The sequence below is a fragment of the Pseudomonas sp. genome (assembly GCF_002796985.1).
Lineage (GTDB): Bacteria > Pseudomonadota > Gammaproteobacteria > Pseudomonadales > Pseudomonadaceae > Pseudomonas.
On sequence record NZ_PEKX01000005.1, the window covers coordinates 1 to 13,914 of the forward strand.

Here is a 13,914-nt window from a genome sequence, read left to right on the forward strand (position 1 = left end):
CGTCGTTTCCGGCGGCCGTGGCATGGGCAATGGCGACAACTTCAGCATCCTTTATTCCCTGGCGGACAAGCTGGGCGCTGCCGTCGGCGCTTCCCGCGCTGCCGTTGACGCCGGCTTCGTGCCGAACGACATGCAGGTCGGCCAGACCGGCAAGATCGTCGCTCCACAGCTGTACGTGGCCGTCGGCATCTCCGGCGCCATCCAGCACCTGGCGGGCATGAAGGATTCGAAAGTGATCGTGGCGATCAACAAGGACGAAGAGGCGCCGATCTTCCAGGTGGCCGACTACGGCCTGGTCGCCGATCTATTTGAAGCAATACCGGAGCTGGAAAAGGCCGTCTGATCCCGCTCATTCCCCTGGCCGGGCCAGCCGTCATCGGCCCGGCGTTTTGCCAACACCCACGTAGAAAGAAACAAGAACAATGATTACTCGTCGACTCCCTGTGCTGGTCTCCGGACTGGCGCTGCTGCCCCCGTTCGCCCTCGCCGATTTCCTCGCTGACAGCAAGGCCAGCATCGAAGCGCGCAACTTCTACTTCAACCGCGATTACCGCCAGAGCGGCGCCGCCCAGTCGAAATCCGAGGAATGGGCGCAGGGCTTCCTGCTGCGCTACGAGTCGGGCTACACCGACGGCACCATCGGCGTCGGCGTCGATGCCCTCGGCCTGCTGGGCCTGAAGCTCGACTCCAGCCCGGATCGCTCCGGCTCCGGCCTGCTGCCGTACTCCGCCAGCGACAAGCGCGCCGCCGATGACTACAGCGCCCTGGGCCTGACCGCCAAGCTGCGCGCCTCCAGGAGCACGTTGAAGGTCGGCACGCTGCTGCCCAAGCTGCCGGTGGTGCAGTACAACGACACCCGCCTGCTGCCGCAGACCTTCCAGGGCGCGCTGGTGGAGTCCAAGGAACTCGACGACCTCGACCTGCAACTCGGCCAGCTGCGCGAGGTGAAGCAGCGCGATTCGTCCAACGACGAAGACCTGTCGATGACCCGTGGCAACAAGCGCAACATCGTTGCCGGCAGCCACCTCACCAGCGACCGGTTCAACCTCGCTGGCGGCACCTACCGCTGGAGCAACCAGCTCAGCACCAGCTACCACTACGCCAACCTCGAAGACCTCTACCGCCAGCACTACGTGAGCCTGGTGCACACGCTGCCGATCGCCGAGGGCCAGTCGCTCAAATCCGATATCCGCTGGGCGCGCTCCACCGACGATGGCGGCAGCAACGTCGACAACCGCGCGCTCAACGCCATGTTCACCTACAAGCTCGGCAACCAGGCGTTCGGCCTCGGGCTGCAGCGCATGTCCGGCGACACCGGCTTCGCCTACCTGTCCGGTACCGACCCGTACCTGGTCAACTACGTGCAGATCGGCGACTTCGCCAATAAGGACGAACGCTCCTGGCAACTGCGCTACGACTTCAACTTCGCCACCTACGGGCTGCCCGGCCTGAGCCTGATGACCCGCTACCTGCGCGGCGACAACATCGACCTGCTGAACGGGCAGGGCAACGGCAAGGAGTGGGAACGCGACACCGATGTCGGTTACCTGGTGCAGAGCGGCCCGCTGAAGAACGTCGGCTTCAAGCTGCGCAACAGCACCTTCCGCAGCAGCTTCGGCAACGACATGGACGAAACCCGCTTCATCGTCAGCTACACCTTGCCGATCTGGTAAGTGCGACAGAAACCTCCCCGGCACGCCGGGGAGGTACTGGGTATCAGACGCCGGCCTCATGGCTCGGCGCGCTGCCTTTCAGTCGACCCAGCCAACTGCGGCGCCCCTTGAACGGGCTGAAGGTCGGCACCTGCTGGAAGGGCACCCAGAGTTCCCCCTGCCAATCCAGCACCGCCACCCGCTGCGACTCCCAGCTCATCAGCAGGCGGCGCGGCTGCTCCGAGCCTTCCCTGCCCACGTCACGCAACAGCGGAATCACCTGCTCCGACAGCCAGCGCCCGAGCGTGCGGCTCTCGGGGTGGCCGAAGCGGATCAGCGCCTTGTACAGCGCCGCTTCGTTGATGACCTCCGTGGCGTGCTCCGCGCCGCTGGCGGTAAGTAATCGCACCTCCTGCACTTCATAGGGCTCCACCCGTCGCGCCAGCGTCTGCGGATAATCCATGGCCAACAGCCGTGCCAGATCGCTGGCGACGAACCACGGCTGGTCGTCGATCAGGATGCCGCGCAGGGTGTGGTTGTGCCGCTGGAAGGTGGTGGAGGTGTAGATGGGGTCTTGCATGGGCAAAGCTCCTGGATAGTCCATAAAGTGAGCTGCCACTCGCCGCTGTCATCGAAGGGGGGCAGGCCGCGCGGGGTTGACAGACCGGATCCAGGAAACCGGCAGACCTTGTGGGTCTCCCCGCGCGGTCCGCCATTGTAGCGTTGCAGGCTTTGCTGCAGTCGCGCGGGGGCCTGCGAAAGCGATCACGCCGCTTTCACATGCACCGGTTGGGCGCATCGCGCCTGGATTGAGGGCTGTCAAACCCGGCCAGGGTATTTACCTGGCCGGGCGAGGATAAGAGCCCTCCTTGTAGGCCCGCTGCGCGGAGTCGAGTGGGAAGGTTCGGTTTGAGGCTGTCACAGACCACGCCGTCGCTGCTCCGGCAGCCACCACGGCGCAGCGAGCGTCGGCGAGGCATTGCACTCGAGTCGCGCGAGCCGGCCAGTCTTTTCGTTCCCACCGGCGAGCCATTTTTTCGTCAAGGGAGTTCCCTTTTCCGATAGGCAGTGGTGTCGCCAGTCAGGAGGCTTAACCCTTTTTGGCCGCAAGGCCAAGGAGGTGTAATGAGCAGAAGCCGATCGATCATCGCGGGGCTGGCACTTTTCGCCAGCTCGCTGGTGAGTGCCGAAGACCCGCCGGCCACGGGGAAGCCCCTGACGGTGCCGGAGATTCCCTTTACCCGCTTCACCCTCGCTAACGGCCTGACCGTGGTGGTGCACGAGGACCACAAGGCCCCGCTGGTGAGCGTGAATGTCACCTACCGCGTCGGCTCGGCGGACGAGCCCGCATCCCGCAAAGGCTTCGCCCACCTGTTCGAGCACCTGATGTTCTCGGGCTCGGAGCACCAGCGCGGCAGCTATTTCCAGCCCTTCCAGGCGGTGGGTGTGAGCAGCCCGGAAGGCAGCACGGTGTTCGACCGGACCTATTACAGCGAGACCGTGCCGACCACGGCGCTGGACATGGCCCTGTGGATGGAGTCCGACCGCATGGGTTACCTGCTGGGCGCTATCGGCCAGGAGGAACTCGACGCGCAGCGGGGGGTGGTCAAGAACGAGAAACGCGAGCGGGAGGGCGTGCCCTATGGCCGCCAGAACGAGAACATCTTCCTCAGCGTTTTCCCGCTCAATCATCCCTACCACGAACTGCCCATCGGGCGGATGAAGTCGCTCGACGCCGGCTCGCTGGGCGATGTCCGCCAGTGGTTCGGGCAGTACTACGGCGCGGCCAACGCAACGTTGGTGCTGGTTGGCGACGTCACCGTGGAGGCGGCGCGGGCCAAGGTCGAGCGGTACTTCGGTGAGATCCCCGGGGGCCCGCCTGTGCCCCGTCAGCAACCTTGGGTGACGCCGCTGAAGGCGTCGCGGCAGGGCGTGCAGTTCGATGCTGTGCCACAGCCCATGCTGGTTCGCACCTGGGTGACACCGGAGATTGGCACCACGGATGCAACACTGCTGGATCTCGCGGCGCGGGTGCTGGGGGATGACGATAGGTCGCGTCTTAACAAGCGCCTGGTCGATCAGCAGGGGCTCTCCAATGAGGTCTCGGCGGACCTGGATGCCTATGCGCTGGCTGGCCTGTTCACGATCTCGGTGAGCGAGCTGGACGATGCGGATCGCGGGCGGATTGCCGCGAGCCTCGACCAGGTGCTGCGGAAATTCCTCCGCGATGGGCCAACGCCCGAGGAACTGACGCGTGCCAAGACGAACTACCGGGTGGATTTCATCCGTTCGCTGGAGCGGGTCAGCGGCAAGGCGGAAATACTCTCGCAAGGGCTCGCCCTCAAGGGTGATCCGGCTCTGTCGTGGCGGATGCTGGAACAGGTCGAGCGAGCCACGTCGGCCGATATCGCGGCGGCGGCCAGGCGTTGGTTGGGCCAGGGGAGCTACCAACTGGTGATCCTTCCGCAGGATACCCACCGAACCCGCCGGGGCGACTCGGGCAAAGTCAGGCCGCGCTCGGCGGAAGCCGGGCGCCCTGCGGCGCTGGTACCCGCCGCTATCGCTCGGGGCGAGTTGACGGCGCCTTTGGATCGGCAAGCGGGCGTGCCCCAGGTCACGGAGTTTCCCGAGGCGGAGTTCCCCGCGGTGGAGCGGGGCCGCTTGAGCAATGGTGTCGAGGTGGCGCTGGCGCAATGGCATGGCGCTCCGGTCACCGGCGTGGCGCTGTCGTTTGACGGTGGCTTTGCCGCCGACGGGGACAAGCCCGGAATAGCCATCACGACAACGGTACTGATGAGTGCCATTACGCGGAAGCTGAACGCGCTCCCGGCCAAGCAGCAGGAACAACTGTTGGGGGAGATTACGACGATCGACTGCAGCACGGACTCCTGCACCGCCTTGTTGAGTGCGACCAATGAGCAGTTGCCGGTGGCGCTGAAATTCTTTGCCGATATCGTCCGCCATCCCACTTTCGACCCCGCTGATGCCGAGCAACTCATCGGTAACGCGGCGATCCTCGAGGAAAAGGCCGATCCGGCCCAACTGGCGGAGCGTCTGTATCCGCCGTTGCTGTACGGTGCGCACCATCCTTATGGCGTACCGGCCTCGGGTTCCGGCACCGAGAAAACCTTGTCGATCCTGAAGGTTTCCGACCTGAAGGCGTTCCATCAGCGCTGGATTCGGCCGGACAACATGAAGGTCATGGTGGCCGGCGATATCACGCTGGAGCAGATACTGCCTCAGTTGGAGGCCGCACTGGGAGATTGGCAGGCACCTGCGGCGCCACTGGAAAAACTGCGGATACCCGCGGTGGCGGAACAGGCTCGGCCCCGCGTCTTCCTCGTCGATCGGCCGAATGCGGAGCAGTCGATGGTAGTGGCGGCGGTGCTGGCTCCCTCGGTTCTGGATCCCGATGGCATGGCGGTCGAGTTGGGGGCCATCGTGCTGTGCGGCGATTTCACCTCGCGCCTGAACATGAATCTGCGTGAGCAGAAACATTGGGCCTACGGGGCGTCCTGCAGCCTGGGGGACACCCTTGGGCAACGGGCGCTCCTGCTCAGTGCGTCGGTGCAGACCGACAAGACGGCAGAGTCGATGCGGGAGGTCTTCCGCGAGGTCGGCGATGTAGTCGGGCAGCGGCCACTCACGGGTGAGGAGGTGGACCGGGCCAAGCAGAGCGTCATTCGCGGTTTGCCGAGCCGTTACGAGACTTCAGACGACGTCTTGTCGACGCTGGTGACGAACGCGGAGCGTCGTTACCCGGACGATTTCGCCAACACCCTGAAATCCAGGGCCGAGGCGTTGACGGCGGACAGCGTCAACGGCGCCTTGAAGTCATTCCTGCGCACCGACGCGCTGACCTGGATCGTCATTGGCGATCGGCGTCGGATCGAAAAGCCGGTGCGCCAGTTGAAGTTCGGCGAAGTGACGGTTCTCGACGCCGACGGCAAGGTACTGCGTCGTCTGCGTTGATGTCAGGACGGGCGACCAGGGTGTCGCCCGTTTTCTTCCTGCGGCCAGCCCCTGTCGGTAACTGCGGACGCGAAGCCGGGGCGGGTGATGTCCGGGACGAACGGCGCGAAAGGGCGTGCTTGAGCGGGTGAGGGGGTATTTCCTACGTGCTGGCTGTCTCACTGGGTGAGGAAAAGTCTGGTCAGGGCCTGCGCCCTCGGCTTATAAACCCCCTTCGCCGCTGTAGACCCGCAGGGATGGCGGCCCCACGAAATCAAGGAACGATGATGCGACGAGTCACGATGATTCTGCTCGCTGCCGCCCTGTTGCAGGGCTGTGCGCACCAGAAGACCGGCAACCCGTGCGAAGACAACTTCAACACCGAAGGTGGCTTCATCGCCGGCAAGACCTTCACCTCCAACGTCCAGCTCGACATGCCCGCCGACAAGGCCTTCGACAAGGCGCAGAAGACCCTGGTGAAGGAAGGCTTCTCGATCCAGAGCGCCGATGAGAAGAGCGGCACCATTTCCGCCTACCAGGGCGTCATCATGAGCAGCCGCACCGCGCCGATGAATATCGTGGTGGAGAAGTCGGGCACGGGTTCGAAGGTCAGTTATGTCTTCGTCACCCTGGGCGGCATGTACACCACCGACGGCGCCGTGCGCGAGGGCTTCTGCCGGATCACCGACGGGATTCGGCAGTAACCGGTGAGCCCACGGCTACATCCGTGCCATGGCGGCTTTGCAGGATAGGTGGTACGCGGCGACACCCATTCGATGGCGTGATGCGGATTGATGGGTATCGCTACGCTCCACGCCATCCTACGGTTCCCCCACCGGCATTCCTCTGCGCTCTGACGCCATCGCGGCCGGATCAGCTACTCGAGAAGGCGGCTCGCTCGGTGAGGCCGCTGGCGCTGGGGTAGACGATGCCACGCAACGGGAAAGCCAAGGACAGATTGACCGCGCCGGACTTTGGCGTGACCCTGCAAGTTCAAGTGGGCTTGAGGTCAAGAGGTCTTCCATGGATATCGCTGACGTAGCGAAACGCTCCGGCGTGCCGGCATCGACCCTGCGTTTCTACGAGGAGAAGGGACTGATCGTCTCGCTCGCCAAGCCCGGCGCGCGCCGCCAGTTTGCACCGCAGATTCTCGACCAGCTGGCGTTGATCACACTCGGACAATCGGCGGGGTTCAGCCTGGAGGAAATCCGCGCGATGTTCGCAGGCGGTGGCGGGACGAACATCGACCGGCAGATGCTGGCGGCCAAGGCGGACGAGCTGGATGCCACGATCAAACGCCTGCGGGCGATGAGCCGGGGGCTGCGCCATGCGGCGGCGTGCCCTGCGCCCAGCCATGCGCAGTGCCCGACCTTCCAGCGGCTGGTGAAGGCGGCGGGGGAGAGTGCGCTGGAGGGGAAGCAGGAGCGGGGGCGGTTGAGGAAGGGGAAAGGTGCTGTCTGACGGATCTGGGGCGGAGTTTGCCCTCACCCTAACCCTGGCTGGGGATAGGGGCATACCGACGGGTTACACCAACGCTGGGCGGTTCGCGAGCAAGCTCGCTCCTACAAGGGAATGCCCAGCGCGGCGGACAGCCATTCACAGAACCCCACCGCCTGCACATTGCGCTCGCTCTGCTGATGCACCAGCAGCGACCAGTTCGGCCCGCGCACGGTCTGCTCGCTGAGCGGCGTCAGCAGGCCATTGTCGCGAGCGTCCCCGGCCAGCAACTGGCTCACCAGGGCGATGCCCAACCCTTGGCAGGCGGCGTCCAGCAACAAGCCGGGATCGGAGAAGTTCAACCCCTCGCTGCGCTGGCCCACGTCGGCACCGCCTTGCACCTGCCAATGCGCCCAGTCCATCTCTCGCTCGCCGTGCAGGGTGGTGTGTGCCGGCTCCGGCTGCCGCAGCAGTGAAGGGTGGCAAGCGGGATAGAGGCGATCTTCCAGCAGCACGCGGAAGCGGCATTCGGCCTGGGCGGTGAGGTCGTCGCGCACGGCGATGTCGATGGTCTGGCTGGCCATCTCCGGGGTTTCGTCGGTGGTCAGCAGCCAGAGGTCGATCTGCGGGTGGCGGGCGTGGAAGTCGCCCAGGCGCGGCACCAGCCAGTGGCGGGCGAAGGCCGGGGTGGTGTTGACCACCAACTGGTTGGGCTTGCGGTACTGGTCCAGGCGGCGGATGCCCACAGCCAGTTGCTGCAGCATGGATTGCGTGGTGCTGAGCAGGTCGGCGCCGGCGTCGGTCAGCGCCACCTTGCGCCCGGAGCGATAGAACAGCGGCTGCTCGACGAAGCTTTCCAGGCTGCGGATCTGCTGGCTGATGGCCGACTGGGTGAGGTGCAGCTCCTCGGCGGCCTTGTGGAAGCTGCCCAGGCGTGCGGCGGCTTCGAAGCCGCGCAGGGCATTCAGGGGTGGCCAGTGTTTGAGCATGATCGATAAGTTCGCCTAATCAGATTTACGCAAAATCTATCGTTTGTTGTTGCATTTTTACAGGCCTAGCATGGTCATCAGGCGCCGCTTAACCCTTTCCTTCCGATAAAAATTCCTTACCAAAGGTTCGAATATGCATCGCAACGACGATAGGCAGAACGGCTGGCGCATGCCTGCCGAATGGGTCAACCACGCGGCGACCTGGATGGCATTCCCGCACAACCGTCCGCTCTGGGAGGGCGGCTGGCACGTGACCCTGGAACAGGTGCAGGAAGACTTTGCCCGCGTCGCCAACGCCATCGCCCGCTTCGAGCCGGTGAAACTGGTGGTGGACCCGTCCGCCATGGCCCGCGCCGCCGAGCTGTCCGGGGCCAACGTCGAGTTGGTGCCGCTGCCCATCGATGACAGCTGGTGCCGCGATTCCGGGCCGACCTTCGTTTGCCATCCGCAGCATGGTGTAGCCGGTGTGAGCTGGCGCTTCAACGCCTGGGGCGGCAAGTCCGAGCACACCCTGGACGAAGGCCTGGGCCGGCGCATCCTCAACAACCTGGGGCTCGACTGCTTCGGCACGCCGCTGTCCAACGAGGGCGGGGCGATCCACGTGGACGGCGAGGGCACGCTGATCACCACCGAGTCGGTGCTGCTCAACCCCAACCGCAACCCCGGCGTCAGCAAGCGCGAGATGGAGGAAATCTTCAGCCGCCTGCTGGGTGTGACCAAGACCATTTGGCTGCCGGGCGACCCGCAGTACGTCACCGGCGACATGACCGACGGCCACGTCGACGGCGTGTGCGCTTTCGCCCGCCCCGGCGTGCTGCTGCTGGATGCCACCCACGACGCCTCCAGCACCTACGCCGAAGTGGCGCGCGAGAACCGTCGCGCGCTGGAACTGGCCACCGATGCCAAGGGCCGCTCCTTCGAGCTGATCGAGCTGTTCGAAGCCAGCGCCGCAGTGGACCCGGAGGCGGAAGTCTTCTGCGCGTCCTACACCAACTTCTACCTGGCCAATGGCGCGGTGATCATGCCGGCCTATGGCATCGCCGCCGACGACGAAGCCGCTGCGGTGCTGGCCCGCGCCTTCCCTGGCCGCAAAGTGGTGCCGGTGCGCATCAACAACCTGGCCCATGGCGGTGGCGGCGTGCACTGCATCACCCAACAACAGCCGGCCTGGCCGCTGGGGGGGCTGTGATGAGCAAGCTGACCGTCGCTGTCCTGCAGTTCTCCTGCAGCTGGGACCTGCCGCGCAACCTCGCCGAAGCCGAGCGCCACGTGCGCGCGGCGGCGGCTGCCGGGGCGAAGCTGATCCTCCTGCCCGAGCTGTTCGCCACGCCGTACTTTTGCATCGAGCAGGACCATATCCACCTCGCCCTGGCCCAGCCGTATGACGACAGCCCCCTGTTGCAGCGTTTCGCCAGCCTGGCGGCGGAGCTGAACGTGGTGCTGCCGATCAGCTGGTTCGAGCGCGCCGGCAACGCCTACTTCAATTCGCTGACCGTGGCCGATGCCGACGGCAGCCTGCTCGGGGTGTACCGCAAGACGCACATCCCCAACGCCATCGGCTACCAGGAGAAGGAATACTTCAGCCCCGGCGACACCGGCTTCCGCGTCTGGGATACCGCCGTCGGCCGTATCGGCGTAGGCATCTGCTGGGATCAGTGGTTCCCCGAGACCGCCCGTTGCCTGGCGCTGCAGGGTGCAGAGATGCTGCTGTTCCCCACTGCCATCGGCTCCGAACCGGGCGCCGAGCAGCTGGATTCCCGCGACCACTGGCAGACCGCCCAGCGCGGCCACGCCGCCGCCAACCTGTTGCCGGTGCTGGCGGCCAACCGCATCGGCGAGGAAGTGGCGCCCAGCGATGATGCGCTGCGCATGCGCTTCTACGGCTCGTCCTTCATCACCGACCACAAGGGCGCGCTGCTCGCCGAGGCCGGGCGCAACGAGGCCGCTGTACTGGTCTGCGAGCTGGACCTCGACCTGGCCCGCGAGGAACGCCTGACCTGGGGCGTCTACCGCGACCGCCGCCCGGAAATGTACGGCCCGCTGCTCGGCCTCGACGGCCGCCACCTGCACCCGCGCTGGCAAGGAGTCTGACCATGAACAAGCACCTGCTGATCGGCGCGCTGGGGTTGTCCCTGGCGTGCACCCTGCAACCGGCCTCGGCGGAGGAGAAGGTCCTGCGCCTGTTCAACTGGGCGGACTACTTTGCCCCCGACACCCTGGCCAACTTCACCCAGGAGACCGGCATCCGCGTCATCTACGACGTGATGGACAGCAGCGAGACGCTGGAGGCCAAGATGATGGCCGGGCACAGTGGCTACGACCTGATCTTCCCCGGCGATACCGTTGCGGAGCGCCTGATGCGCGCCGGCGCATTGCAGAAGCTCGACGACAGCAAGCTGGAGCACCTGGGCGATATCGAGCCGGGCCTGCAGACGCTGCAGACCAAATACCCGTACTCGCGGCATGCGGTGGTGCCCTACACCTGGGGCAGCATCGGCCTGACCTACAACCAGGCGAAGATCGAGCAGCGCATGCCCGGCGCGCCGGTGAACAGCCTCGACCTGATGTTCAAGCCGGAGCTGGCCAAGCACTTCGCCGACTGCGGCATCTCGATGATCGACTCGCCGGACGAAGTACTCGCCGTGGTGCTCAACTACCTCGGCCGCGACCCGCGCAGCGGCAAGCCGGAGGACCTGAGCGAAGCCCTGGCGGTGCTCAACGGTATCCGCCCGTACATCCGCAAGTTCCAGTCGCAGCCGGTGACGCAACTGGTCAACGGCGACCTGTGTCTGTCGCTGGGCTACAGCGGCGACGTGATCCAGTCGCAACGTGCCGCCGATGAGGCGAAGAAACCCGAGCGCTTCGAGTACCGCGTGCCGCGTGAAGGCACTTCGGTGTGGATGGACACCATGGCCATTCCCGCCGACGCGCCGCACCCCGAGTACGCTTACGCGCTGATCAACTACCTGATGCGCCCGGAGGTGATGGCGGCCATCAGCAACGCCACCGGCTATCCGACATCCAACGCCAAGGCGCGGCCGATGGTCGAGGCGAGCATGCGTGACAATCCGGACATCTATCTTGATGAGAAGGCGTATGCGCGGCTGTTCCCCGGCAAGGACATCCCGCAGCGCGACATGCGCGCGCGGATGCGCACCTGGACCAGTTTCAAGACCGGCACCGGCGGCTGAGGAGGCGAGGATGATGACACGCAGGAACCTGCTCGGCGCCGGCATGACGCTGGCCACGGGTCTCGGGCTCGGCCTGGGTTCGAGTTTCAGTCGCGTCGCAGGGGCGGCGGAGCGCTGGTACATGCCCGACGAGCACCGCAAGCAGGAACGGGTGTTCGTCGCCTACGCGGCGAGCCCCGACGTCTGGGAGGACATCGCCCCGGACGTCAACGCCACGGTGGCGCGGCTGGCCCGCGCCATCGCCGAGTTCCAGCCGGTGACGGTGCTCTGCCGGCCGGAGCAGCAGGCCGAGGCCAAGCGCGCCTGTGGCGGGCAGAACGTCGACTTCCTGTCGGTGCCGGTGGACGACATCTGGGTGCGCGACTACGGTGGCTGCTTCCTGGTCAACGATGCGCCAGGTGGCCTGGCGCTGGCCGATTTCAACTTCAACGGTTGGGGCGGCAAGCAGCACGCCGAGCGCGACCGTGGGGTGTCGGTGGCACTGGCCGAGGACCTGGAGGCAAAAGCCATCGTCAGTGAGCTGTGCGGGGAGGGCGGCGGCATCGAGGTGGACGGCCACGGCACGGCGATCTTCACCGAGAGTTGCTGGGTCAACGACAACCGCAATCCCGGCTGGACGCGTTCGCGCGTCGAGGCGGAGCTGAAGCGCGTGCTGGGGTTGCGCAAGGTCATCTGGCTGCCGGGCATTCGCGGCAAGGACATCACCGACGCCCACGTGGACTTCTACGCGCGCTTCGTCGAGCCGGGCGTGGTGGTGGTCAACCTGGACAATGATCCGCAGTCCTACGACTACGCGGTGACCCGTCGCCACCTGGAAATCCTCAAGGGCGCCACCGACGCCGATGGCCGCAAGCTCCAGTTGCACAGCCTGCCGCCGCCGACGAAGCCCAAGCCGAATGCCTACAACCGCGACAACCCGGACTTCGCCGCCGGCTACATCAATTACCTGCCGGTGAACGGCGGGGTGATCGCGCCGAAGTTCGGCGATGCGGCGGCCGACGAGCACTGCCATGCACTGCTCAGCGAGCTGTATCCGGACCGCGAAGTCGTGCAGCTGAACATCGACCCGATCGCTGCCGGCGGTGGCGGCATCCACTGCGTGACCTTGCAGATGCCGACGGTGTAGTGGTTCGCGAGCAATGACGATGGCGGCAGGTCTGCGCCTATGGGTTCTTTGTAGGCCGCAGGGTGCATGAGCTGGAGGCGATCCAGGCGTTTGATCGAGGGGTGTTGCCTTTCACAGAAGCGTCAGGAGGAACCCGTCGTAGGATGGCGTGGAGGCCCGTCGGCGAGACCGGCGCTGGGGGAGACATAGAATCCCCTATTGGTCGGCAGGTCTGTGCCTGTGCGCCCTACGTCCTGAGGCTGCCCGGCCGGGCCGGGCCAGGTCAGCCGCCGACCGAGGGTCGCGCCCCGGTTTCCTGGCGCGATTGCGCCGCCTGCTGGGCGTTGACGCCCGGTGCGGCGTTGCCCCAGGCGTTGCGGATGTAGGTCAGCACGGCGGCCACCTGGTCGTCCGCCAGCCGCCAGTCGAACGCGGGCATGCCGGCTCCGGTGGGGTTGCCGGCGGTGCGCGGAGCATCGCTGCCGTTGAGCACCATGCGTAGCAGGGTGGCCGGGTCGCGTGAGTTGACTACTGGGCTTCCAGCCAGCGTGGGGATCATCTGCCGTACACCCGAGCCATCGCTGACGTGGCAGGCGTTGCACTGGCTGTCGTAGATCCGCTTGCCCATGGCCATGTCGGGCGCGGAGGCCGGCATCTGCTCGGCGTGCGGCTTGAGGCTGGCGGGGATGGCCTTGAGGTAGTCGGCGATGGCCTGCAGGTCCGCATCGGTCAGGTACTGGGTCGAATTCTCGATGGCTTCGATCATCGGGCCGGAGGCCACGCTGCGCTGGTTGGTGCCGGTCTTCAGGTATTGGACGATGTCATTCTCGCTCCAGTGGCCCAGGCCGGTGTGCAGGTTGCCGGTCAGGTCCGGAGCGTGCCAGCCCGCCAGCACGGCGCCTTGCAGGGAGTCTTCGCTGTCCCCTCCGAGGAAATTCACGGCGGTATGGCAGACCGTGCAATGGCCGGGGCCGTTGACCAGGTAGTCGCCCCGGTTGAGCGACTCGCTTCGTTGCGGGTCCGGCTTGAAGACGCCCGGCCGGAAGAACAGCAGGTTCCAGCCGGCCAGCAGCCAGCGCTGGTTGAACGGGAAGGGCAGCTGGTTTTCGACCACGGCATTGCTGACCGGCGGCAGGGCCCTGATGTACTGCCAGAGGTCGGCCAGGTCCTGGTCGGTCAGGCGGGTGTAGGCGGTGTACGGCATCGCGGGATAGAGGTAGCCGTGGCTGCCCTTGCCATGGCGCACGGCGCGGTCGAACTGTTCCTGGGTCCAGCCGCCGATACCGGTCTGCGGGTCGGAGGTGATGTTGGAAGTCAGCAGGGGGCCGAAGGGTGTTTCCAGGCGATAACCGCCGGCGAAAGGCGGGCCATCGGGCGCGGTGTGACAGGCAGTGCAGTCGCCCAGGCGGGCAATGTACTGGCCGCGCTGGCGCTGTTGCTCCAGGGCGGGACCGGCAAGGCCGTCGGTGGATTGCGGATAGGCGCGGCGCAGGTCGTAGAGCACCGCGCCGGCATAGCCCAGCATGGCGAGCACGGCCACGGCGAAGAGGGCCGGCACGGAGCGTTTCATCGAAGCGTTCATGGGATGT

12 protein-coding genes are annotated in these 13,914 nt (G+C 65.9%); 9 read left to right on the top strand and 3 right to left on the bottom strand.

The window, feature by feature from the left end:
* The coding region (locus CTR55_RS04745; protein ID WP_296284403.1) for an FAD-binding protein at nt 1-343 on the top strand (343 nt) is incomplete at its 5' end.
* Between the two features lie 79 nt (nt 344-422).
* Entirely contained in the window at nt 423-1,673 is a 1,251-nt protein-coding gene (locus tag CTR55_RS04750; RefSeq protein ID WP_296284404.1) for an OprD family porin, read from the top strand.
* A 43-nt stretch (nt 1,674-1,716) separates the two neighbouring features.
* Here the strand turns inward: CTR55_RS04750 and CTR55_RS04755 are convergent, their stop codons facing one another.
* Nucleotides 1,717-2,232, bottom strand: a complete 516-nt coding sequence (locus tag CTR55_RS04755) for a BRO family protein (RefSeq protein ID WP_296284405.1) — start codon at nt 2,230-2,232, stop codon at nt 1,717-1,719.
* A gap of 545 nt (nt 2,233-2,777) precedes the next feature.
* Between CTR55_RS04755 and CTR55_RS04760 the strand changes: the two genes are divergently transcribed.
* The 3 genes from CTR55_RS04760 to CTR55_RS04770 all read left to right on the top strand — a co-directional run bounded on the left by CTR55_RS04760 (nt 2,778) and on the right by CTR55_RS04770 (nt 7,064).
* Nucleotides 2,778-5,624 (top strand): pitrilysin family protein, encoded by a 2,847-nt coding sequence (locus CTR55_RS04760; RefSeq protein WP_296284406.1) that lies wholly within the window; start codon nt 2,778-2,780, stop codon nt 5,622-5,624.
* A gap of 266 nt (nt 5,625-5,890) precedes the next feature.
* On the top strand, nt 5,891-6,307 hold the full coding sequence (locus tag CTR55_RS04765) for a hypothetical protein (RefSeq protein ID WP_296284407.1): 417 nt from the start codon (nt 5,891-5,893) through the stop codon (nt 6,305-6,307).
* A 319-nt stretch (nt 6,308-6,626) separates the two neighbouring features.
* Nucleotides 6,627-7,064 (top strand): helix-turn-helix domain-containing protein, encoded by a 438-nt coding sequence (locus tag CTR55_RS04770; protein WP_296284408.1) that lies wholly within the window; start codon nt 6,627-6,629, stop codon nt 7,062-7,064.
* A gap of 101 nt (nt 7,065-7,165) precedes the next feature.
* Here the strand turns inward: CTR55_RS04770 and CTR55_RS04775 are convergent, their stop codons facing one another.
* Complete coding sequence (locus CTR55_RS04775) at nt 7,166-8,029, bottom strand: LysR substrate-binding domain-containing protein (protein ID WP_296284409.1); 864 nt, start codon at nt 8,027-8,029, stop codon at nt 7,166-7,168.
* 133 nt (nt 8,030-8,162) lie between these two features.
* On the opposite strand from CTR55_RS04775, the gene CTR55_RS04780 reads away from it, so the two are divergent.
* The 4 genes from CTR55_RS04780 to CTR55_RS04795 are packed head-to-tail and all read left to right on the top strand — an operon-like array spanning nt 8,163 to nt 12,346.
* Nucleotides 8,163-9,218, top strand: coding sequence for an agmatine deiminase family protein (locus CTR55_RS04780; protein WP_296284410.1), 1,056 nt, complete (start codon nt 8,163-8,165; stop codon nt 9,216-9,218).
* Complete coding sequence (aguB, locus tag CTR55_RS04785) at nt 9,218-10,120, top strand: N-carbamoylputrescine amidase (protein ID WP_296284411.1); 903 nt, start codon at nt 9,218-9,220, stop codon at nt 10,118-10,120. The genes CTR55_RS04780 and aguB overlap by 1 nt, the downstream gene beginning before the upstream one ends.
* Before the next feature lie 2 nt (nt 10,121-10,122).
* Nucleotides 10,123-11,220 carry an extracellular solute-binding protein gene (locus CTR55_RS04790; RefSeq protein ID WP_296284412.1) on the top strand — a complete coding sequence of 366 codons (1,098 nt, stop codon included), beginning with the start codon at nt 10,123-10,125 and terminating at the stop codon, nt 11,218-11,220.
* A gap of 10 nt (nt 11,221-11,230) precedes the next feature.
* Nucleotides 11,231-12,346 (top strand): agmatine deiminase family protein, encoded by a 1,116-nt coding sequence (locus tag CTR55_RS04795; protein WP_296284413.1) that lies wholly within the window; start codon nt 11,231-11,233, stop codon nt 12,344-12,346.
* A 262-nt stretch (nt 12,347-12,608) separates the two neighbouring features.
* On the opposite strand, the gene CTR55_RS04800 is transcribed toward CTR55_RS04795, so the two are convergent.
* Nucleotides 12,609-13,907, bottom strand: coding sequence for a cytochrome c (locus tag CTR55_RS04800; RefSeq protein ID WP_296284414.1), 1,299 nt, complete (start codon nt 13,905-13,907; stop codon nt 12,609-12,611).
* Nucleotides 13,908-13,914 lie beyond the last annotated feature (7 nt).